Raw genomic sequence first — 22,131 nt, forward strand, 5'->3', positions numbered from 1 at the left:
GCGGTTCGGTGTTGCGCTGTGATGACCGCACGACGCTGTTTCGCCAGTGGACGCACCGCGGCCCCTCCACCGAAACGGTGGAGGGGCCGTGATGACACGTACAGCTGCCGTAACGAACTACTTCTTGTTACGACGCTGAACGCGGGTGCGCTTGAGCAGCTTGCGGTGCTTCTTCTTCGCCATCCGCTTGCGCCGCTTCTTGATAACAGAGCCCACGACTACCCTCGCTCACTTCTCTTCACTCGGTGCGGGGCGTCTGGGCCCACACGACCTACGTCGGCCTAGCCTACCCGCCATAACCCCGAGCTTGTAATCCGAGGGCAGCCGCCCTGCTCGGGCTACGCGGATTCCACCCCCACAAAGGACTCGCGGAGGTATTCGTGAACCGCTTGCTCCGGTACCCGGAAGGACCTCCCCACCCGGATGGCCGGCAGATGACCACTGTGCACCAACCGGTACACGGTCATCTTCGACACCCTCATCACCGAGGCGACCTCCGCCACGGTAAGGAACTTGACCTCGTTGAGAGGCCTCTCGCTGCCAGCAGCCATGACCCACCTGTACCTTCCGCACATGACGCACACCGGCTTCCCCTCCGGTGACTCTTCGTCGCTGTGCGCTCACTCCCCAGACTAGGGGCGGGTGGTGCGAGTGGGGAAGAGGAGCAGCGATCGGCCGCCTACTGTGACAGACACGCTCGATTGAGTACATAGCGCGTCAGCGGTAGGTAGTAATCGGACCGCACAGCGTCATCAAGCGGAACGACCACGGACACCTGCCCCTCGGCCTCCCCCACGAAGAGCGCCGGATCGTCGGTGTCGGCGAGCCCGATCGCGTCAATCCCCAGCTGACCTGCCCCGCAGACCCAGCCGTGGTCACCGACGACCAGGTCCGGCAGGGGCCCTTGGCCCTCCGCGACACCCTCCAGGGCGACCCGAACCGGCAGGGGGGAATGGGAGTGTGCGCCGGTCTCACTCCCGGTGCCCCGGGCGCCGGCCTCGCGCACCATCGCGACGCCCCGTACGTACTCAAGGTTGTACGTGCGTACGCCGAACCGGGTCGTTATGTCGACACATCGCCCCTGCGCGGGGGTGAGAACGACGCAGCCCGCCGCCGACAAAGCGTCTGCCAGCCCGGCGTAGAACCCGAGCAGCCGGTGCGGATGCCCGGTCCCGAGCAGCACAGCTCCCCCACGAGCAGCAACGGCACCGAGCCGTTCGGCGAAGGCGGCGAGCGCGGTCAGCGTCCGCTCGGGGTCGATGACATCGGGCCCGTCGACACAGGCGGGATCGTCCGAAACACCACACCTGTCGGCCATCAGAGCGATCAACTCCCGCTCGCTCCAGTCCCGTTCGGGAAGGAGTCCGAGGGTGGCGCGGGGATCACGCGCGGCGAAGAGCCGGTAACTGCGCAGACTCGCCTCCCGCGACGTGGCGACGGACCCGGCCAACCGGGCCGCCAGAAGATGCGCCCGCAGCGCTCCGGTACTCAACACGCTCCCGATGCTCCCGCAGCGGACGCGGGCCCGTACGAAAAGGAGGGAGTGACCGCACGGTTGGCGTAACGGGAGTAAGGGCGGACGGAGCAGTGCCGTACGGCCACGCGGCCGCCACTCGGTGCCGCTCACCCGCCGGTGCCGGTCGGGGCAGTCCGCCTACGGCAGCAGCCCCCTGAGCGGGAACACCGTCCGCCGCGTCGCCAGCACCGCCTGGTCCAGACGGTCCGCCGGGTCGTAACCCGCCTCCCACTCGCGCCACGTCGGCGTACGGCCGTCCGTCATCCGTCCCGGCCCCAGCTGCCGCGTCCGCGCGTACACCTCGTCCCGCCACGTCGACGGGATCACCGACTCCGGGTCCACCGGCGCATGTCCGGCGATCCCCACCAGATGCGTCCACGACCTGGGGACCACGTCCACCACCGCGTACCCGCCGCCCCCGAGCGCGACCCACCGGCCGCCGTCCACATGGTCGTGGGCCAGCGCATGGCACGACTCCTGTACCGCCCGCTGTGCGTCCAGCGACACCGCCAGATGCGCCAGCGGGTCCTCGAAGTGCGTGTCCGCCCCGTGCTGCGTCACCAGGACGTCCGGCCGGAAGTCGGCCAGCAGCTCCGGCACCACCGCATGGAACGCCCGCAGCCAGCCCTCGTCGCCGGTCCCGGCCGGCAGCGCCAGATTGACCGCGCTGCCCGCCGCCGCACCGTCCCCGCCGGTCTCCTCCGGCCAGCCGGTACCGGGGAACAGCATCCGCGGATGCTCGTGCATCGAGATCGTCAGCACCCGCGGATCGTCCCAGAACGCCGCCTGGACGCCGTCCCCGTGATGCACATCCACATCGACGTACGCGACCCGCTCCGCACCCAGCTCCAGCAGCCGCGCGATCGCCAGCGACGCGTCGTTGTAGATGCAGAACCCCGAGGCCGAACCGGGCATCGCATGGTGCAGACCGCCCGCGAAGTTCACCGCATGCGCGGCCTCACCCCGCCAGACCGCCTCAGCGGCCCCGACCGACTGCCCCGCGATCAGCGCGGACGCCTCGTGCATCCCCGCGAAGGCCGGATCGTCCATCGTGCCGAGCCCGTACGACTGGTCCGCCGACTTCGGGTCCGCCGAAGCCGCCCGGACCGCCGCCACATAGTCCTCACGGTGCACGAGCCGGAGCGTGGAGTCCCCGGCAGACTTCGCGGACACCACGTCCAGCGCACGGTCCAGCCCGTACGCCCGCACCAACCCCATGGTCAGCGCGAGCCGCACCGGGTCCATCGGATGGCTGCTCCCGAAGTCATACTTCGTTACCGCCTCGTCCCACATCAACAATCCGCGGCCGCTCATGCCCGCCACCGTATCCGGCCGGCTCCGCGCCGAACGAGCGGGCGTACCGCAACGTCACCAGCACCAACACCATCGGCACGACCATCGCCCACCGATAGCTCCAGGCGTCCCCGAGCGCCCCGACGAGCGGTGAACCGACCAGGAATCCGACATAGTTGAAGACGTTGAGCCTGGCCACCGCCGCATCGCTCGCCCCGGGCCCCCCGGCCTCGACCGCCCGCCGCCCGGCCGCGGCGAACGTCTGCGGCACGATCACACACAGCCCGAACCCCAGCAGGGTGAAGCCGAGAATCCCCACCGCGGGCCCGGGAGCCACCGCCACCACGGCGAAGCCGGCCGCCGCCAGCACCGTCCCGCACCGCACGACCGCCACGGCACCGAACCGCCGCACGCCCAGGTCGCCCACCGCCCGGCCCAGCAGGGTCGTCACCATGTACGCGTTGTACGGGACGGTCGCGACCTCCTCCGAGCTCCCGAGCACGTCCTGCAGATACTTCGCGCTCCAGTTGGAGACCGTCGAGTCCCCGATGTAGGCGAACGCCATCACCAGGCAGAACGGCAGCAGCAACCGGAACCCGGCACCCGCCCCGTCGCGCTCCCCCGCCTGCGCCTGTGTCTGCGGGACCGGCTCCTGGTCGGCGTACCACCGGCTCGCCACCAGCACCACCGGCAGCAGCACACCCACCACCGGCAGATACGAGACCAACAGCGACAGGTCCCAGTGCGCGCCCGCCCACGCCAGCGAGGCGCCGGCGATCCCACCGAGGCTGTACGCCGCATGGAAACCGAGCATGATGCTGCGCCCGTACGCCCGCTGAAGGCTCACCCCGAGCATGTTCATGGACGCGTCCAGCGCACCCACCGCGAGCCCGAAGACCCCGAGGGAGACCGCGACCTGCCACACGTCGGTCCCGGCGGCGACCCCCAGCAGCGCCAGCATCACCACCGGCTGGGACCACCGCAGTACGGCACTGGGGGCGATCCGCCGCACCAGCCGCTCGGTGACCACGCTCCCCGCACCGGCGAGAATCGGCACCGCCGCGAGGAAGACGGGCAGCAGGGCGTCGGATATCCCGTACCGGTCCTGCACCGCGGGTATACGCGTCACGAGCAGCGCGAACGCCACTCCCTGCGCGAAGAAGCTCAACGCCAACGAGGCGCGACCACGCCGCAACCGCTGCCCCAACCGCGCATCCGTCATGGCCGGACAGCGTAGGCCGATGCCCTACCCAGCGGTAGATCGATCACGCAACCAATCGGCCGGATCAGACGAGCAGTTCGGGCAGCTCGGCCATGGACCCGAAGTACCCCTTCGCACCGGCCAGCTTCTCGGCGGCCGTCATCGCGGTGAACCCGTAGACATCCATGCCGGCCGCCTTCGCCGCGGTCACTCCGAGCGGGCTGTCCTCCACGACGACACAGCGCTCCGGGGCAACACCCATCCGCTCGGCCGCATGCAGGAACAGATCCGGCTCCGGCTTCCCCCGGCCCACGTCCTGCGCACTGAAGACATTGCCCTCACGGAACCACAGATCCAGCCCGGTCTTCCGGTGCCCGACGCGGATCCGCTCATGGCTCCCCGACGACGCGACGCAGTACGGCACCCCTTCGGCCACCAGCTTCCCCAGCACCTCGGTCACTCCGTCGACAGCCACCAACTCCCGCTCGAAAGCGGCGAAGACACGAGCATGCAGCGTGTCGTCGAAGTCCTCGGGCAGTCGCTTACCGGTCCGCTCCAGCACGAGGTCGTGCACACGATGCACAGCCGCCCCCATGTAGTCACGCAGCGAGTCCTCGTACGAGGTGGGGTGCCCCAGCTCGGTCAGGTAGCCGGCGAGGATGGTGTTCGAGATCGGCTCACTGTCGACAAGCACACCGTCGTTGTCGAAGATGACCAGTTCATAGCGCATGGCCCCACCCTAAGGAGCCTCAGGCGGGCCCTACGCGGCGCACTGCGTCCAGGCCTCCGGTCAGCAGGTCCTCGTGGTCGACGACGAAGTCCCCGTTGGGCATGGCCCCCTCGAAGCGGCGGCCCACCACGGTGTCCGGCAGGAACTCCCGCAGCCGGTGCCGCATCCCCACCCGGTAGTCGACGACCCCGCCCCACAGACCGGTGGCCTCGTCCGTCCCGAACAGCACCCAGTGGTCGACCTCCACATCGGCCTCGAGGTCGGGAGCCCCACCGGTGTGGCAGTCCAGCGCCGGAAGCGCCAACTGCCCTGCGTCGAGTGGCTCGTACCACATGAGCAGGGGCTTGGCCCGCTGCGCCTGGGCGTTGTCGAAGCAGCACAGGGCGATGGTGTGCGTCGGGTACCGCTCCGCGTAGAACGCGAACAGCTCGGGTGTGAGAGCCGGCCGCCGGTGCGCGGGCACCTGGCCGAGCGCCGAGGGGATGAGAGCCGGGTCGGAGGCCAGGACGACGGTGTAGACGTCGTGCTCGAAGACATGGACCGCGCGGGTCCGGTCGTCGAACCCCATCCAGTCCATGACCGCCGGCGCCGACGCCGGGACGGGCCGCACGGCATCGACCATGCGCTCCAGGATGTCGGCGTCCCGCCCGACGTCGATGAAGTGGTCCGGGGTCATGTGCACGGCCGGCAGATGGAGAACCATCGCATTAGGCCCGGCGGACAGGTTCTCCGCGGTGTTCTGATATCCGATGACATGGATCAGCCCGTGATCCGGATGATTGCGCCGTCCCGCATAGAGAGTCGTCCCGGAGAACATCGCTTCGGCCGCCGATATGCACATGCCGCCAATGTACTGAGGCACTGCTCAGCGTCTGACGCACAACGCAAAAATGCCTCAACCCCCGGACATGGTCCGGGGGTTGAGGCTAAAAATTGTTCGGCGGCGTCCTACTCTCCCACAGGGTCCCCCCTGCAGTACCATCGGCGCTGAAAGGCTTAGCTTCCGGGTTCGGAATGTAACCGGGCGTTTCCCTAACGCAATGACCACCGAAACACTATGAAGATATCGACCCGGAACCCACACAGACGGGGGTTCGACAGTTCGTTACTTCAGAACTAACACAGTGGACGCGAGCAACTGAGGACAAGCCCTCGGCCTATTAGTACCGGTCAACTCCACCCATTACTGGGCTTCCATATCCGGCCTATCAACCCAGTCGTCTACTGGGAGCCTTACCCTCTCAAGGAGGTGGGAATACTCATCTCGAAGCAGGCTTCCCGCTTAGATGCTTTCAGCGGTTATCCCTCCCGAACGTAGCCAACCAGCCATGCCCTTGGCAGGACAACTGGCACACCAGAGGTTCGTCCGTCCCGGTCCTCTCGTACTAGGGACAGCCCTTCTCAATATTCCTACGCGCACAGCGGATAGGGACCGAACTGTCTCACGACGTTCTAAACCCAGCTCGCGTACCGCTTTAATGGGCGAACAGCCCAACCCTTGGGACCGACTCCAGCCCCAGGATGCGACGAGCCGACATCGAGGTGCCAAACCATCCCGTCGATATGGACTCTTGGGGAAGATCAGCCTGTTATCCCCGGGGTACCTTTTATCCGTTGAGCGACGGCGCTTCCACAAGCCACCGCCGGATCACTAGTCCCGACTTTCGTCCCTGCTCGACCCGTCGGTCTCACAGTCAAGCTCCCTTGTGCACTTACACTCAACACCTGATTGCCAACCAGGCTGAGGGAACCTTTGGGCGCCTCCGTTACCCTTTGGGAGGCAACCGCCCCAGTTAAACTACCCATCAGACACTGTCCCTGATCCGGATCACGGACCCAGGTTAGACATCCAGCACGACCAGAGTGGTATTTCAACGATGACTCCACAACCACTGGCGTGGCCGCTTCACAGTCTCCCACCTATCCTACACAAGCCGAACCGAACACCAATATCAAACTGTAGTAAAGGTCCCGGGGTCTTTCCGTCCTGCTGCGCGAAACGAGCATCTTTACTCGTAGTGCAATTTCACCGGGCCTATGGTTGAGACAGTCGAGAAGTCGTTACGCCATTCGTGCAGGTCGGAACTTACCCGACAAGGAATTTCGCTACCTTAGGATGGTTATAGTTACCACCGCCGTTTACTGGCGCTTAAGTTCTCAGCTTCGCACGCCCGAAAGCGTACTAACCGGTCCCCTTAACGTTCCAGCACCGGGCAGGCGTCAGTCCGTATACATCGCCTTACGGCTTCGCACGGACCTGTGTTTTTAGTAAACAGTCGCTTCTCGCTGGTCTCTGCGGCCACCCCCAGCTCGAGGAGCAAGTCCTCTCACCAGTGATGGCCCCCCCCCCCCTTCTCCCGAAGTTACGGGGCATTTTGCCGAGTTCCTTAACCATAGTTCACCCGAACGCCTCGGTATTCTCTACCTGACCACCTGAGTCGGTTTAGGGTACGGGCCGCCATGAAACTCGCTAGAGGCTTTTCTCGACAGCATAGGATCATCCACTTCACCACAATCGGCTCGGCATCAGGTCTCAGCCTTAACGAGGGACGGATTTGCCTACCCCTCGGCCTACACCCTTACCCCGGGACAACCACCGCCCGGGCTGGACTACCTTCCTGCGTCACCCCATCGCTTACCTACTACCACCTTGGATCGCCGGCTCCACCACTTTCCTTTCCCCGAAGGGTCCGGAACGGCTTCACGGGCTTAGCATTAATGGGCTCGATATTGGGCGTTTCAAAGCGGGTACCGGAATATCAACCGGTTGTCCATCGACTACGCCTGTCGGCCTCGCCTTAGGTCCCGACTTACCCTGGGCAGATCAGCTTGACCCAGGAACCCTTAGTCAATCGGCGCACACGTTTCTCACGTGTGTATCGCTACTCATGCCTGCATTCTCACTCGTGAACCGTCCACCACTGCCTTCCGGCGCGGCTTCACCCGGCACACGACGCTCCCCTACCCATCCGTACTCCCGTTGGGGATATATGTACGAATGACACGACTTCGGCGGTACGCTTGAGCCCCGCTACATTGTCGGCGCGGAATCACTTGACCAGTGAGCTATTACGCACTCTTTCAAGGGTGGCTGCTTCTAAGCCAACCTCCTGGTTGTCTCTGCGACTCCACATCCTTTCCCACTTAGCGTACGCTTAGGGGCCTTAGTCGATGCTCTGGGCTGTTTCCCTCTCGACCATGGAGCTTATCCCCCACAGTCTCACTGCCGTGCTCTCACTTACCGGCATTCGGAGTTTGGCTAAGGTCAGTAACCCGGTAGGGCCCATCGCCTATCCAGTGCTCTACCTCCGGCAAGAAACACACGACGCTGCACCTAAATGCATTTCGGGGAGAACCAGCTATCACGGAGTTTGATTGGCCTTTCACCCCTAACCACAGGTCATCCCCCAGGTTTTCAACCCTGGTGGGTTCGGTCCTCCACGACCTCTTACAGCCGCTTCAACCTGCCCATGGCTAGATCACTCCGCTTCGGGTCTTGAGCGCGCTACTAAGTCGCCCTATTCGGACTCGCTTTCGCTACGGCTTCCCCACACGGGTTAACCTCGCAACACACCGCAAACTCGCAGGCTCATTCTTCAAAAGGCACGCAGTCACGACGCAAGGAACAAGTTCCTTGCGCGACGCTCCCACGGCTTGTAGGCACACGGTTTCAGGTACTATTTCACTCCGCTCCCGCGGTACTTTTCACCATTCCCTCACGGTACTATCCGCTATCGGTCACCAGGGAATATTTAGGCTTAACGGGTGGTCCCGCCAGATTCACACGGGATTTCTCGGGCCCCGTGCTACTTGGGTGTCTCTTAAACGAGCCGCATGAATTTCAGCTACGGGGGTCTTACCCTCTACGCCGGACCTTTCGCATGTCCTTCGCCTATCCATACGGTTTCTGACTCGTCTCACCGCCGGCAGACGATGATAAAGAGATCCCACAACCCCGCATGCGCAACCCCTGCCGGGTATCACACGCATACGGTTTGGCCTCATCCGGTTTCGCTCGCCACTACTCCCGGAATCACGGTTGTTTTCTCTTCCTGAGGGTACTGAGATGTTTCACTTCCCCTCGTTCCCTCCACACTGCCTATGTGTTCAGCAGCGGGTGACAGCCCATGACGACTGCCGGGTTTCCCATTCGGAAACCCCCGGATCAAAGCCTGGTTGACGACTCCCCGGGGACTATCGTGGCCTCCCACGTCCTTCATCGGTTCCTGGTGCCAAGGCATCCACCGTGCGCCCTTAAAAACTTGGCCACAGATGCTCGCGTCCACTGTGCAGTTCTCAAGCAACGACCAGCCACCCACCACCCCACCCAACAGGGCGAGTTCACTGGGGCCGGCATCGCGAAGGTTCAGACAACTTTCTGCCCGTACCCTCAGATACCCAACAGCGCGCCCGGCACAATCAACCCTCCGCCGCGTTCCACACTCCGAAGAGCAGTACTAACAACCGGATGACCGATCGTGCCGAATAGTCAACGTTCCACCCATGAGCAACCAGCACCGGACATTCGCCGATGTACTGGCCTCTGACCTGATCCGAAGATCCGGTAAGAAGTGCTCCTTAGAAAGGAGGTGATCCAGCCGCACCTTCCGGTACGGCTACCTTGTTACGACTTCGTCCCAATCGCCAGTCCCACCTTCGACAGCTCCCTCCCACAAGGGGTTGGGCCACCGGCTTCGGGTGTTACCGACTTTCGTGACGTGACGGGCGGTGTGTACAAGGCCCGGGAACGTATTCACCGCAGCAATGCTGATCTGCGATTACTAGCAACTCCGACTTCATGGGGTCGAGTTGCAGACCCCAATCCGAACTGAGACCGGCTTTTGAGATTCGCTCCGCCTCGCGGCATCGCAGCTCATTGTACCGGCCATTGTAGCACGTGTGCAGCCCAAGACATAAGGGGCATGATGACTTGACGTCGTCCCCACCTTCCTCCGAGTTGACCCCGGCAGTCTCCTGTGAGTCCCCATCACCCCGAAGGGCATGCTGGCAACACAGAACAAGGGTTGCGCTCGTTGCGGGACTTAACCCAACATCTCACGACACGAGCTGACGACAGCCATGCACCACCTGTCACCCGACCACAAGGGGGCACCATCTCTGATGCTTTCCGGGCGATGTCAAGCCTTGGTAAGGTTCTTCGCGTTGCGTCGAATTAAGCCACATGCTCCGCTGCTTGTGCGGGCCCCCGTCAATTCCTTTGAGTTTTAGCCTTGCGGCCGTACTCCCCAGGCGGGGAACTTAATGCGTTAGCTGCGGCACCGACGACGTGGAATGTCGCCAACACCTAGTTCCCAACGTTTACGGCGTGGACTACCAGGGTATCTAATCCTGTTCGCTCCCCACGCTTTCGCTCCTCAGCGTCAGTAATGGCCCAGAGATCCGCCTTCGCCACCGGTGTTCCTCCTGATATCTGCGCATTTCACCGCTACACCAGGAATTCCGATCTCCCCTACCACACTCTAGCTAGCCCGTATCGAATGCAGACCGGGGTTAAGCCCCGGGCTTTCACATCCGACGTGACAAGCCGCCTACGAGCTCTTTACGCCCAATAATTCCGGACAACGCTTGCGCCCTACGTATTACCGCGGCTGCTGGCACGTAGTTAGCCGGCGCTTCTTCTGCAGGTACCGTCACTTTCGCTTCTTCCCTGCTGAAAGAGGTTTACAACCCGAAGGCCGTCATCCCTCACGCGGCGTCGCTGCATCAGGCTTTCGCCCATTGTGCAATATTCCCCACTGCTGCCTCCCGTAGGAGTCTGGGCCGTGTCTCAGTCCCAGTGTGGCCGGTCGCCCTCTCAGGCCGGCTACCCGTCGTCGCCTTGGTAGGCCATCACCCCACCAACAAGCTGATAGGCCGCGGGCTCATCCTTCACCGCCGGAGCTTTCAACCCCTCCCCATGCAGGAAGGAGTGTTATCCGGTATTAGACCCCGTTTCCAGGGCTTGTCCCAGAGTGAAGGGCAGATTGCCCACGTGTTACTCACCCGTTCGCCACTAATCCACCCCGAAGGGCTTCATCGTTCGACTTGCATGTGTTAAGCACGCCGCCAGCGTTCGTCCTGAGCCAGGATCAAACTCTCCATGAATGTTTTCCCGTAATCGGGATGAACACCACAAGAGCGGAACAGCCGATCGGAATAGGACCGACTGTTCACAGCGTCCTCGCTGTGTCATTGCCTACCAACCACACGGGGCCGGCAGGACTTTCAAAGGAACCTCGCCATCCGAAGATGGACGGGGTATCAACATATCTGGCGTTGACTTTTGGCACGCTGTTGAGTTCTCAAGGAACGGACGCTTCCTTTGTACTCACCCTCTCGGGCTTTCCTCCGGGCGCTTCCCTTCGGTCTTGCGTTTCCGACTCTATCAGACTCTTTCGTGTCCGATTCCCCAGTCGGCGGGGCTGCTTTCCGGCCTTTCGGCTTTCCGGCGATTCCGACTCTATCAGATCCTTTCGGGCCTGATTCCCGGTCGAACTCGGGTTGTCATTCCGGCTGTTGGGCCGTTCCGACGAGTGAGACTTTAGCGGAATCATCCGCCCCGACGCTAATCGGGGCCGCGTCCGTTCGAACGCAGATTCCTCATTTCGCAAACGCGCACAGAAAGACAAGCGACGAAGTGTCGCTCGCTCGTAGTGTGTCCTGCGGAATGGCTGTCCGGGGACCAACCGAAGTCGGTGCTCACGTCGGACAACTCGGAGAACACTACGTACCCGCGTTTGCCGTGTCAACCGGCGCCCGGTGCCGTAGCCTCTGCTGCATGACCTCGCGTACGTGCTTCCTTCAGTGGTGGGCCGCCTGACGGCGGCCGGCACGCACGTATGCACCCAACGGCCGCCGCCTCGGCGGCCGTTTTCGTTTCTCCTTCCCCTGGGGGCCGGCCGCTCGGTGCGGCGGCTTCGATCAGGAGACGGAGAACGTGATGACGCGGATCTTCAGCGGGATCAAGCCGACAGGGCACCTCACGCTGGGCAACTACCTCGGGGCACTGCGGCGGTGGGTCGAGGTCGACCAGCATGAGACGGACGCGCTGTTCAGCGTGGTCGATCTGCACGCTCTGACGATCGAGCACGATCCCGCGCGGGTGCGCAGACTCAGCAGGCAGGCGGCCACGATGATGCTGGCCGCGGGGCTGGATCCGGAGCTGTGCACCCTGTTCGTACAGAGCCATGTGGACGAACACACCCGGCTCTCGTATCTGCTGGAGTGCACGGCCACGGACGGCGAGCTGCGGCGGATGATCCAGTACAAGGAGAAGGGCGCGCTGGCTCGGGCGGCCGGACAGAGCGTGCGGGTGTCCCTGCTGACCTATCCCGCGCTGATGGCGGCCGACATCCTGGCCTACGGGACGGACGAGGTCCCTGTGGGTGAGGACCAGACGCAGCATGTGGAGCTGGCCAGGGATCTCGCCGTGCGGTTCAACCAGCGGTACGGGCACACCTTCACGGTGCCGAAGGCGACGCATCCGTCGGTCGCGGCGCGGGTCATGGACCTTCAGGACCCCACGTCGAAGATGGGGAAGTCGCACGAGCCGGGCGCCGGAATCATCTATCTCCTCGACGACGCGGACGTGGTGCGCAAGAAGATCATGCGCGCGGTGACGGACAGCGGCAGCGAGGTCGCGTACGACCGGGAGAACAGTCCGGGCGTCGCGAATCTCCTGGAGATCCTGGCGTCCTGTTCCGGTGGGAACCCGATCGAGCTGGCCGGTGTATACGAGTCGTACGGGGCCTTGAAGAAGGACACGGCCGACGCGGTGGTGGAGCTGCTGAGGCCGATCAGGGAGCGCTATGCCGAGCTGGCGGCGGACGCGGGACACGTCGACGAGGTGGTGAGGAAGGGAGCGGAGCGGGCCAGGGGAATGGCCCGGCCGAGGGTGAATGCCGCCTATGAGGCGATCGGGCTGCTTCCCGGGTAGCCGGCCGGGTCCGTTCACCGCCGTGGCGCCGCGGCGGTGAACGGAGCGACGAGGGAAGCGCGGCGGTCAGCCGTTGCCGGAGGCGAGCTCGCGGCTGCGGTCGCGGGCCGCCTCGATGGCGGCGATCAGGGCGGCGCGCACACCGTGGTTCTCGAGTTCGCGGATGGCGCTGATCGTGGTGCCCGCGGGGGAGGTGACGGCTTCTCGGAGCTTGACGGGGTGTTCGCCGCTGTCGCGAAGCATGATGGCGGCGCCGATGGCGGCCTGCACGATGAGGTCGTGGGCCTGGGCGCGGGGCAGGCCGAGGAGGATGCCGGCGTCGGTCATGGCCTCGACGAGGAAGTAGAAGTACGCCGGTCCCGATCCGGACAGGGCGGTGGCCGCGTCCTGCTGGGACTCGGGGACCCGCAGCGTCTTGCCGACGCCGCCGAAGATCTCCTCGGCGTGGGCGAGGTGGCCGGCGGTGGCGTGGTTGCCGGCGGAGATCACGGACATGCCCTCGTCGACGAGCACGGGGGTGTTGGGCATGACACGGACGACGGGTGTGCCTGCGGCCAGGCGCTCCTCGATGAAGGAGGTGGGGATGCCGGCCGCGGCGCTGATGATGAGCCGGTCCGCGGTGATGTGGGGCGCGAGTTCGTCGAGGAGCTTGCCCATGTCCTGGGGCTTCACGGCCAGGATGAGGATGTCGGCCCGCTTGGCGGCTTCGGCGTTGGTGACCGGCTCGACGCCGTAGCGGGTGCGGAGCTCCGTGGCGCGGTCGGAGCGACGGGTGGTGACCAGCAGGTCGGCGGACCGCCAGCCGGCACGGATCATGCCGCTGAGGAGTGCCTCGCCGATCTTGCCCGTGCCGAGGACTGCGACTGTCTGGGTCATGGATCTGTTCACCTCGCCGGTGGGGATATGTGCGCTCATCCTCGCACCGGAGGCATACCGGCGCCGGGGCGTCCGAGGGGCGGTACGGGTGGTGAGCCCCGTGCCGCGCCCCCGGACGCCGGTCCGTCCGGCGCCCGTCCGTCCGGCGCCCGGTCCGTTCGGCGTCTGGTCCGTTCGGCGTCTGGTCCTTCGGCGCCCGGTTCCTTCGGCGCCCGGTCGGGAGGCGATCAGGATCCGGTCAGGCGTTGAGGGCGCTGCGGGAGCGCCACTCGTTCCAGGAGAGGTTCCAGTCGCCGTAGCCGTTGCCGGGGGCCACCTGGTCCTTGGAGTTCACGACGCGGACGACGTCGCCGGGGATGACCTGTTCGTAGAACCGGCGGGCGGTGCCGTCGTCGGCGAGGCCGACACAGCCGTGGGTGACGTTGGCCTCGCCGGCGTAGACGTTCGCCCGCTTGTTCTCGTGGAGGTAGGTGCCCGACGTGGTCAGGTGCACGGCGTAGCCGTACCAGCCGCGGTAGGGGTCGGCGATGTTGACCGTGCGCGAGTCCATGAGGACCTTGCGCTGCTTGTCGAGGACGACCATGGTGCCGTTCCACGTGTCGTAGGGCGGGCGGCCCGCGGTGATCGGGATCTTCTGCGTGGGGGCGCCGTCCTTGACGACGGTCATCCGGTGGGTGCGCACGTCGACCGTGGCCACCAGGGAGCGGGCGATGGTGAAGGACCGGGAGATCTCGGGGCCGGCCTGGACGCTGACCTCGGTGTCCGGCCTCCAGAACGTACGGGGACGGAAGTCGACCCGCTGGCCCAGGTGGTGGTTGTGGTCCTTGATCCAGGCCCAGGCGCCGTCGACACCGGGGTCGGCGGTGACCTTGAGCTGCCGTTCCACATCGGCGCGCTCGGCCCGGGGCACGGGCTGGGCGAAGGTCACCGATATGGGCATGCCGACGCCGACGCGTGCGCCGTCGGTGATGTTGACGGAGGCCTCGGCGAGGTGTCCGAGGGTGGTGGGCGACACCGGGGTCGCCGTGGGCTTCGGCTTCGCGGGGGCGGAAGCCGTGGCTTCGGGGCGCTCGGCGGCGGCCGCGTCCGGCAGTACGCCGGTGTCCGAGCAGCCGGTGAGCGCGAGTGCGCAGGCCATACCGAGTACGGCGGCGGCGATGTGTCGTCGCATGAGTGTCCTCCCCCTGGGCCGGCTGGTCATCAGCCGGAGCGTGTCCGGCTTCTGTACGCACGGCGGGAGGCTCGGGTTGCACGTCGGGAAGACGGTTTTCCGTGGAACCGCGGAAGGGTGAGGGCTGTCCTACCGCTCGTGACCGAGGAGGAGTTCGACACCTTCTACGCGACCGCTTTCCCCCGGTTGGTGGGGCAGCTGTACGCGCTGACGGGTGATCACGGCGAGGCGCAGGATGTCGTCCAGGAGGCGTTCGTCCGTGCCTGGGACCGTCGTGCCTCCCTTCTGGCGGACGAGGCCCCCGAGGCGTGGATCCGTACGGTCGCGATGCGGCTCGCGGTGAGCCGGTGGCGACGGGCGAAGCGGTGGGTGGAGCTGGTGCGCCACCAGGCGCCGGTGGACCGGATGCCGGGCCCCGGTCCGGAACACACCATGCTCGTGCAGGCGTTGCGGCAACTGCCGGAGCCCCAGCGGCAGGCGGTAGTGCTGCATCATCTGTGCGATCTGAGCGTCGAGCAGATCGCGGCGGAGACGGGGTCCCCGACAGGGACCGTCAAGGCCCGGCTGTCGCGTGGGCGTGCCGCTCTCGCCAAACTGTTGTCTCCGGGTGAGCCCGCGGACGAGAGGGAGGGCAGCCGTGTCTGAGCACGAGCCGGACGAACTGGGTTCCGCGCTGCGGGTGCTGGCCGCCGATGCTTCGGTGCCGCCGCCCCTGTCGGGCGGGCAGATCCGGCGGCGCGGTGAGGCGCGCGGGCGACGCCGACGGGCTGCCGTGGCGACGGCCGCGGTCGTCGTGCTGGGCATGGGTGCCGCGGTGGGGGTGCCGTGGGTGATGGACGGGAGCAAGGAGGTCCGGCGGCCGGTGGCTACCGAAGCGCCGAACCCGTCGTTGACGGCTCCCGTGCCTGCGTCCGCCCCTGCCCGCATCGACCTCCGTAGGAAGCTGCTGACCTTCGAGCCGGCCGGTGAGAAGCTCCGGTCCTTCCGTCTGACGATGAGGGACGACGTCACCGCGGGCAGCGCGAAGGTCAAGTACAAGGATCCGAGGCGGAAGATCCCCGTGTCGCTGTCGGCCCCGCCGGACAGCGGGTACAACATCGAGGCGAGCTGGGTGGTGGAGCTCTCGCTGCCGAGCGGCGAGGTGCTGTATCTGTTCGCGGACGACGCCTCCGGCAGCCCCATGAACCGGAGTGTGCTGCGGGTGCCTGCCGCCGATGCCGGGTGGGTCTACGACCGGCTGAACGTCGGCGACACCGTCACACTGAAGTAGAAGCGTCAGGCCGTACGGCGGCGCAGGGTCGCCGCGCCGAGCGCCAGCACCAGGACCGCGCAGGCCGCCACGATCAGCACGTCGCGGATGAAGTCACCCGTGGCGTCCGGATGGTGCAGCACCTCGGTCATGGCGTCGACGGCGTACGACATGGGCAGGACGTTCGAGATCCCCTCCAGGACGGGCTGCATCTGGTCGCGTGCGGTGAACAGACCGCAGAGCAGCAGCTGCGGGAAGATCACCGCCGGCATGAACTGCACCGCCTGGAATTCGGAGGCGGCGAATGCCGAGACGAAGAGGCCGAGTGCCGTGCCGAGCAGGGCGTCGAGCAGCGCGACGAGGAGCAGCAGCCAGGGCGAGCCGACGACGTCCAGGCCCAGTACCCACAGCGCGAGGCCGGTGGCGAGGAGGGACTGGACGACGGCGACGAGGCCGAAGGCCAGGGCGTAGCCGGCGATCAGATCGCCCTTGCCGAGCGGCATCGCGAGCAGTCGTTCCAGGGTGCCGGAGGTGCGCTCGCGCAAAGTGGCGATGGAGGCCACCAGGAACATCGTGATCAGCGGGAAGATGCCGAGCAGCGAGGCGCCGATGGAGTCGAAGGTCCGCTCGCTGCCGTCGAAGACGTAGCGCAGCAGGAAGAGCATCACGCACGGGACGAGGACCATCAGGGCGATGGACCGGCGGTCGTGGCGCAGTTGACGCAGGACGCGGCCGGCGGTGGCGAGGGTGCGGGCGGTGCTCATCGGGCGTTCTCCTGGATGGCGTCGGTCGAAGCGGTCTCCTGCCGGGTGTCACCGGCGGGCCCGCGGGCATCGGCCTGGTCGACCAAGTGCAGGAAGGCGGCCTCGACCGTCTCGGAACGGGTACGGAACCGCAGGTCGTCGGGGGTGTCCTCGGCGAGGATCTCGCCTTCGCGCATGAGGAGGAGGCGGTGGCAGCGTTCGGCTTCGTCCATCACATGGGAGGAGACGAGGATCGTCGTGCCGCGTTCGTCGGCGAGGCGGTGGAAGAGGTCCCACAGATCGCGGCGCAGGACGGGGTCGAGGCCGACTGTCGGTTCGTCGAGCACCAGCAGTTCGGGGGTGCCGAGGAGGGCGACGGCGAGCGAGACGCGGCTGCGCTGGCCGCCGGAGAGCCGTCCGGCGAGGGAGTCGGCGTGGGAGACGAGGTCGACTTCGGCGATGGCCCGGCCGACGTGCTCCTGGCGGGCGTCGCGGTGCCGGCGTCCCGGCTCCAGGACCGAGGCGAAGTACTCGAGGTTCTGGCGCACCGTCAGGTCGTCGTAGACCGACGGTGCCTGGGTGACGTAGCCGATGCGGGAGCGGAGGGCCGCGTCGCCCGCGGGCCTGCCGAGGACGTCGAGTGTTCCGGTGACGTGGGCCTGTGTTCCGACGAGTGCGCGCATGAGGGTCGATTTGCCGCAGCCGGACGGTCCGAGCAGGCCGGTGATCCGGCCGGTCGTGACGGTGAAGTCGACACCCCGCAGGACGGTGCGGTCCCCTCGTACGACGGTGAGGCCGCGGGCCACTACGGCAACCCCGGAAGAATTCATCATGTGATGAATAGTGCTCGCGGGAGCCCCCTCCGTCAAGAGACCGGGAGCGGCCGCCGCCGAGAGATGGGGGGCGGGTCAGGGCGATCCCTTATGGCGATTCGGGGGAAGGGCGGACGACCGTGGGCATATGAGCCACAACAGTGAGATCTCCAGGGCCGAGCAGCGGCGGCTCGCCGTCGCCTCGGCGACACTCGGGCCGTGGCGTGCGGCAGCGGCGGTCGGCGGACTGGGCGGCGGTGTCGCGCTCGCGCTGGGTGCGATCAGCGACGGCATCGGGCTCGGCCTGGTGGCCGGCTCGCTGTCGGTCGGCCTGATGCTGTTCTTCATGGTCGGCGGGGCGGGCGCGGTGCTGGGCGGCCGACCGGAGACCGGCCACCCCTCCGACCGGCGGATACGGCGCTGGGCTGCGGCCCACCCGTGGCGGGTCGCCGTCGTGCCCGGCGCGCTGATGGCGGCCACCGATGTGGTGGTGCATCAAGCGCTCACGTCACAGGGGTTCTTCTCCGGCGTCTGGGACAGCCTGTGGAGGGGCCTGCTGGTGACGGGAGTCGTGGGACTGGTGGGGCGGTTCTCGCACCGCAAGGGGTGAGGAGGCGCAGGGCCGGTCCGGCTTCCTGGGCCGGGCCGCGTACCGCGTGAGCGCGTACTCGCCGCTACCGGCGGCGGGGCTTGCCGCCCTTGCTCTTGCGGGCGGCCGGGTTACCGGTGCGGGTGGCGCGGCGCTTCTCGTACCGGGCGCGGGCCGTCTCGTACTCCTCGCGGTGCAGCTTCTCGCCCGGCGCCTCGACGAGCGAGCGGAAGAAGTACGCCAGCAGGACGCCGACGAAGCCGATCGCCCGGAGGCTGCGCAGCGCGTCCGGGGTGGCCGCGCCGGTGGGCCGCCTGCTGAAGCCCTCCCACGTCTTGCGGAAGGCGATGGCGCTGCAGACCGCGAACATGACGACGACCAGCATGTTCACGAAGCCGCCGACCGCGGCGATCTCGAGGCCCTGGTAGGCGAACCGCAGCACCAGACAGGCGGCCACGGCGGCGATCAGCGAACCGGCGGCCGCGCCGACCCGGCGCAGCCCGTAGCCCCCGTCGTGGCCGACCCAGGTCGTGCCGAAGAAACGGATGGGCTCGGGCTGCGGACCGGCGCCGGCCTGCTCACTGCTGTCACCCTGCACGCCGCCGCCGGTCTGCACGCTGCTGTCGCTCTGCTCGCTCACGAGGTCGATTATCCCCTCGGAACCGCGCGGTCAGGAGCAGCGGATGGTCACATATCCGTCGCTGCCGGTCCGCACGTAGGCGTCGGAGACGAACTGGCCGTTGGCGATGTTGTCCCAGAGGTTGGTGGTGCCGTAGGGGCCACTGATCCGCTCCCCCGGCTTCTGGCAGTTGATCGGGACGCTGGCACCGAGCGGCAGCACCTTCACGAGCCGGTAGTTCGTGCCGGGGCCGCTGCGGACGTTCACGCGGTGCCCGGGCGCGACCGGGTAGCGCTTGGCGGACCGGGCAGCGGCCGCGTCCGCTTCCGCGTCTGCTTCCGCGCCTGCTCCCGGTGTCGGCTGCGCTTCCGGCGCTTCCGTGTCGATCGCGCCGAGGCTCACGACCGTGTCGGGGCCGGCGCCGGCCGTGGCGGTGTCCGACGGCGCCTCGGCAAGATCATCGATTTCAGGACGTACTTCCTCAAGTGCCATGAAAATATCCCCCGTTGCTGTATGTGCACTGTTCGGGCACTGTACGCCGCGCAGGCTAACAAGCCACACCTGTATCGCACGCACCATCGACTAGGCTCCGTGAGTCGCGCGTGCGCACCACGAACACGGGGGTGGGAGATGCCACCGCTGCGCAGCACCGGGCAGTCGCCGGAAGCGGAGCATCCGGAGTATGCCGGGCAGTACCGCCTCGAGGGATGCCTCGGAACAGGCGGCATGGGGGTGGTACATCTGGCCACATCCGCGTCCGGGCTGCGGCTCGCCGTCAAGGTCATCCATGCCGAGCATGCGTCCGACCCGGAGTTCAGGGCCCGCTTCCGGCAGGAGGTCGCCGCCGCCCGCAAGGTCAGCGGTGCTTTCACCGCGCCCGTCGTGGACGCCGACCCGGAGGCCGAACGGCCGTGGATGGCCACGCTGTTCATCGACGGGCCCACCCTCGCCGAGCGGGTGAAGCGGAACGGTCCGCTGAGCGCCGACGAACTGCGCAGGGCCGGTGCCGGGCTCGCCGAGGCGCTGCGCGACATCCATCGCGCCGGCGTGGTGCACCGCGATCTCAAGCCGAGCAATGTGCTGCTCGCGCCCGACGGTCCGAAGGTGATCGACTTCGGGATCTCCCGGCCCTCGGACAGCGATCTGCGGACGGAGACCGGGAAGCTGATCGGGACGCCGCCGTTCATGGCGCCCGAGCAGTTCCAGCGGCCGCGCGAGGTCGGGCCCGCCGCGGACGTGTTCGCGATGGGCGCGGTGCTGGTGCACGCGGCGACCGGACGCGGGCCCTTCGACTCGGACAGCCACTACATCGTCGCGTACCAGGTGGTGCACAACGAACCCGAACTGGCGGGCGTGCCGGCCGATCTCGTACCCCTGTTCCGGCGGTGCCTGGCGAAGGATCCGGCGGACCGGCCGACGCCGTACGAGGTGATGGTCGCGCTGCGGGAGTCCTCGCCCTCCTCGTCGTGCGACACCCAGGCGTACATTCCGGGGCCGCGTACGCCGGATCCCCGCGAGAGCGCACCGCGGGTCGAGGACGGGGTGCCGCAGAGCGCGGACGAACGGCCGGAGGCTCGGCGGCCCGGCCGCAGGCTGCGGTGGGCGGCCGCGGGCCTGGCGGTACTGGTCACGGCCGGGATCGCCGTCGTGAACGCCGTGGCGGACGACGACCCGTCGCCGCCGGTGTCCACCACGCCGGGCGCGCAGCAGGCCTTCAGGGCCTGGAGTGTGCCGCTGGCCGGCGGTGACGCGGAGAACAAGACCCCGGTGTGCGGTGCCGCCGGCGGCCGTCTGTACTGCGCGGGCCCCGGGATCACGGCCGCCCGTCTCGACCCCGCCGACGGCACGAAGGACTGGTCGCTGCCGGCCGGCGAGACTTCCGCGCAGACCGGCGAGGGGCAGACCGACCAGGGACAGACCGACGAGGGGCAGACCGACGAGGGCGTGGCGCCCGTGGCCGCGGGTGGACTGCTGCACGTCGTCGCACCCGGCGGGGACCGTCTCCACGCGCTCGACCCGGCATCCGGTGCGGTGCGGCGGCAGACCGACATCTCGCGGTACTCGACCGTGCGGTACGCCGGTGACGTGGTGCTGCTGGTGACCGACAGCGGGCTGGTGCGGGCCGTCGACGCCGCGACGGGTGCGGAACGCTGGACCCGGAAGCGCGGAGGCGTCGGCACCCAGTGGGTCTCGTCGCCGGGCGTGAAGGGCCCGGCGATGTCCGCGACCCCGTCGGCGGACGGGACGTCCACGCTGGTGGCCGCGGTCGACCCGGCGAGCGGCGACCAGCTGTGGGAGAAGCGGATCAAGGGGTCGCTGACGCCGGTCCAGAGCGAGGACGGCGTGCTGTACCTGCTCTCCGCCGACCTCGACGGCTTCACGGACGCGGTCGTACGGGTGGAGGTGGGGCCGGGGGTTGGCGTGGGCGGGGACCGCACGGTCCACCGCGTCCCGCTGGGTGCCCCGGTCGACCAGGCGCAGGCGTCGGTCCACGGCGGCTCGGTGTACGTGAGCGGGTCGGGCGGTTCGCTGCTCGCGGTCGGCGAGAAGGGGGTGCGGTGGCGGCTGGAGACGGCGGTGACGCATCTGTCGCGCCCGGCCGCGGACGCGCGGGGCGTGTACGTCTCGGCCGGGGACGGGCGACTGCTGGCGGTGGACGCGGCACGCGGGGTACTGACGGGTCAGACGAAGCCGCGGATGGATGACGGGCGGTTCACGTACGCGTCCGCCCTGCCGGCGCCGGTCGTGATGGCGGGGCGGGTGTACGCGACGGCGCCGGACGGGTCGGTGTTCGGGGTGAGGGCGGGGGATGCGGGGCGGTGGTGAGGAGCGTGTGGCGTCCTCCGTGTCCTCAAGCGCCGGACGGGCTGGAGTTGCCCGCCCGGCCCTGCGAATCGCCGAGGCGGAAGACGGCGTCCCGGACCGCGGGCCCGGCGCGGTAGTCGGCAGCACCCGCGGGGGGCCACAGACCCGCCGCGGCGGTGCACGGCCTGCGGCCGTGTCCTCAAACGCCGGACGGGCTGGGATTGCTCGCCCGGACCCGCGAACCGCCGAGGCCGAAGACCGCGTCCCGGACCGCGGGCACGGCGCGGTAGTCGGCAGCACCCGCGGAGGGCCACAGACCCGCCGCGGCGGTGCACGGCCTGCGGCCGTGTCCTCAAACGCCGGACAGGCTGACATTGCCCGCCCAGCCGAGGCGGAAGCCCCGAACCGAAGAGCGCCGCACGCGGCTGCAATTGCTCGTCCGGGCCCGGCGAATCGCCGAGGCGGAAGACCGCGTCCCGGATCGCAGGCCGCGGTAGTCGGCATCACCCGCGGGGGCCACAGACCCACCGCGACGGGTGCACGGCCTGCGGCCGTGTCCTCAAACGCCGGACGGGCTGAAATTGCCCGCCC

At 67.4% G+C, this 22,131-nt stretch carries 18 protein-coding genes and 3 rRNA genes; 5 read left to right on the top strand and 16 right to left on the bottom strand.

Translation table 11 applies throughout. From position 1 onward, the window contains the following. Positions 1-117: 117 nt before the first annotated feature. The 10 genes from RPQ07_RS16430 to RPQ07_RS16475 all read right to left on the bottom strand — a co-directional run bounded on the left by RPQ07_RS16430 (position 118) and on the right by RPQ07_RS16475 (position 10,845). Positions 118-216 (bottom strand): 30S ribosomal protein bS22, encoded by a 99-nt coding sequence (locus RPQ07_RS16430; RefSeq protein ID WP_003948845.1) that lies wholly within the window; start codon positions 214-216, stop codon positions 118-120. Between the two features lie 122 nt (positions 217-338). Next, positions 339-551: a helix-turn-helix domain-containing protein gene (locus RPQ07_RS16435; RefSeq protein ID WP_014046653.1), complete on the bottom strand. Its 213-nt coding sequence runs from the start codon at positions 549-551 to the stop codon at positions 339-341. Between the two features lie 128 nt (positions 552-679). After that, entirely contained in the window at positions 680-1,495 is an 816-nt protein-coding gene (locus RPQ07_RS16440; protein ID WP_313944896.1) for a phosphatase, read from the bottom strand. Positions 1,496-1,654: 159 nt separating this feature from the next. Further along, entirely contained in the window at positions 1,655-2,830 is a 1,176-nt protein-coding gene (locus RPQ07_RS16445) for an acetoin utilization protein AcuC (protein WP_313944897.1), read from the bottom strand. Beyond that, on the bottom strand, positions 2,781-4,031 hold the full coding sequence (locus tag RPQ07_RS16450) for an MFS transporter (protein WP_313944898.1): 1,251 nt from the start codon (positions 4,029-4,031) through the stop codon (positions 2,781-2,783). The genes RPQ07_RS16445 and RPQ07_RS16450 overlap by 50 nt, the downstream gene beginning before the upstream one ends. Before the next feature lie 64 nt (positions 4,032-4,095). Beyond that, the gene (locus tag RPQ07_RS16455) at positions 4,096-4,740 is read right to left on the bottom strand and encodes an HAD family hydrolase (protein ID WP_313944899.1); all 645 of its coding nucleotides are present in this window, start codon (positions 4,738-4,740) and stop codon (positions 4,096-4,098) included. Positions 4,741-4,759: 19 nt separating this feature from the next. After that, positions 4,760-5,581, bottom strand: coding sequence for a hypothetical protein (locus RPQ07_RS16460; RefSeq protein WP_313944900.1), 822 nt, complete (start codon positions 5,579-5,581; stop codon positions 4,760-4,762). Between the two features lie 94 nt (positions 5,582-5,675). Further along, positions 5,676-5,792: ribosomal RNA gene (gene rrf / locus RPQ07_RS16465) — 5S ribosomal RNA — on the bottom strand. A gap of 88 nt (positions 5,793-5,880) precedes the next feature. Then, positions 5,881-9,008, bottom strand: a 23S ribosomal RNA gene (locus RPQ07_RS16470). 314 nt (positions 9,009-9,322) lie between these two features. Then, positions 9,323-10,845, bottom strand: a 16S ribosomal RNA gene (locus RPQ07_RS16475). The 16S, 23S and 5S rRNA genes sit together here, the layout of an rRNA operon. An 835-nt stretch (positions 10,846-11,680) precedes the next feature. Here RPQ07_RS16475 and trpS point away from each other — a divergent pair. Beyond that, on the top strand, positions 11,681-12,676 hold the full coding sequence (gene trpS, locus RPQ07_RS16480) for a tryptophan--tRNA ligase (RefSeq protein WP_313944901.1): 996 nt from the start codon (positions 11,681-11,683) through the stop codon (positions 12,674-12,676). Between the two features lie 66 nt (positions 12,677-12,742). Here trpS and proC read toward each other — a convergent pair whose 3' ends face one another. Together proC and RPQ07_RS16490 are read right to left on the bottom strand one after the other, a co-directional pair. Beyond that, complete coding sequence (gene proC / locus RPQ07_RS16485) at positions 12,743-13,552, bottom strand: pyrroline-5-carboxylate reductase (protein WP_313944902.1); 810 nt, start codon at positions 13,550-13,552, stop codon at positions 12,743-12,745. Positions 13,553-13,790: 238 nt separating this feature from the next. Further along, on the bottom strand, positions 13,791-14,723 hold the full coding sequence (locus RPQ07_RS16490) for a L,D-transpeptidase (RefSeq protein ID WP_313944903.1): 933 nt from the start codon (positions 14,721-14,723) through the stop codon (positions 13,791-13,793). 138 nt (positions 14,724-14,861) lie between these two features. Between RPQ07_RS16490 and RPQ07_RS16495 the strand changes: the two genes are divergently transcribed. Next, positions 14,862-15,368: a SigE family RNA polymerase sigma factor gene (locus RPQ07_RS16495; RefSeq protein ID WP_313944904.1), complete on the top strand. Its 507-nt coding sequence runs from the start codon at positions 14,862-14,864 to the stop codon at positions 15,366-15,368. Then, complete coding sequence (locus RPQ07_RS16500) at positions 15,361-15,993, top strand: hypothetical protein (RefSeq protein ID WP_313944905.1); 633 nt, start codon at positions 15,361-15,363, stop codon at positions 15,991-15,993. Before RPQ07_RS16495 ends, RPQ07_RS16500 begins: the two co-directional genes overlap by 8 nt. 5 nt (positions 15,994-15,998) lie before the next feature. On the opposite strand, the gene RPQ07_RS16505 is transcribed toward RPQ07_RS16500, so the two are convergent. Both RPQ07_RS16505 and RPQ07_RS16510 read right to left on the bottom strand, forming a co-directional pair. Beyond that, positions 15,999-16,736, bottom strand: a complete 738-nt coding sequence (locus tag RPQ07_RS16505) for an ABC transporter permease (protein ID WP_313944906.1) — start codon at positions 16,734-16,736, stop codon at positions 15,999-16,001. Next, the gene (locus RPQ07_RS16510) at positions 16,733-17,548 is read right to left on the bottom strand and encodes an ABC transporter ATP-binding protein (protein ID WP_313944907.1); all 816 of its coding nucleotides are present in this window, start codon (positions 17,546-17,548) and stop codon (positions 16,733-16,735) included. The genes RPQ07_RS16505 and RPQ07_RS16510 overlap by 4 nt, the downstream gene beginning before the upstream one ends. Positions 17,549-17,675: 127 nt before the next feature. On the opposite strand from RPQ07_RS16510, the gene RPQ07_RS16515 reads away from it, so the two are divergent. Further along, positions 17,676-18,137, top strand: a complete 462-nt coding sequence (locus RPQ07_RS16515) for a hypothetical protein (protein WP_313944908.1) — start codon at positions 17,676-17,678, stop codon at positions 18,135-18,137. 64 nt (positions 18,138-18,201) lie between these two features. Here the strand turns inward: RPQ07_RS16515 and RPQ07_RS16520 are convergent, their stop codons facing one another. Both RPQ07_RS16520 and RPQ07_RS16525 read right to left on the bottom strand, forming a co-directional pair. Further along, on the bottom strand, positions 18,202-18,714 hold the full coding sequence (locus RPQ07_RS16520) for a hypothetical protein (RefSeq protein ID WP_313948916.1): 513 nt from the start codon (positions 18,712-18,714) through the stop codon (positions 18,202-18,204). 72 nt (positions 18,715-18,786) lie between these two features. Then, complete coding sequence (locus RPQ07_RS16525; protein ID WP_413777746.1) at positions 18,787-19,227, bottom strand: SH3 domain-containing protein; 441 nt, start codon at positions 19,225-19,227, stop codon at positions 18,787-18,789. Positions 19,228-19,365: 138 nt separating this feature from the next. Here RPQ07_RS16525 and RPQ07_RS16530 point away from each other — a divergent pair, with 138 nt between their 5' ends. Beyond that, positions 19,366-21,561 (top strand): protein kinase domain-containing protein, encoded by a 2,196-nt coding sequence (locus tag RPQ07_RS16530; protein WP_313944909.1) that lies wholly within the window; start codon positions 19,366-19,368, stop codon positions 21,559-21,561. Positions 21,562-22,131: the final 570 nt, after the last annotated feature.

This window comes from Streptomyces sp. AM8-1-1 (assembly GCF_032229325.1).
Taxonomy (GTDB): Bacteria; Actinomycetota; Actinomycetes; order Streptomycetales; family Streptomycetaceae; genus Streptomyces; species Streptomyces achmelvichensis.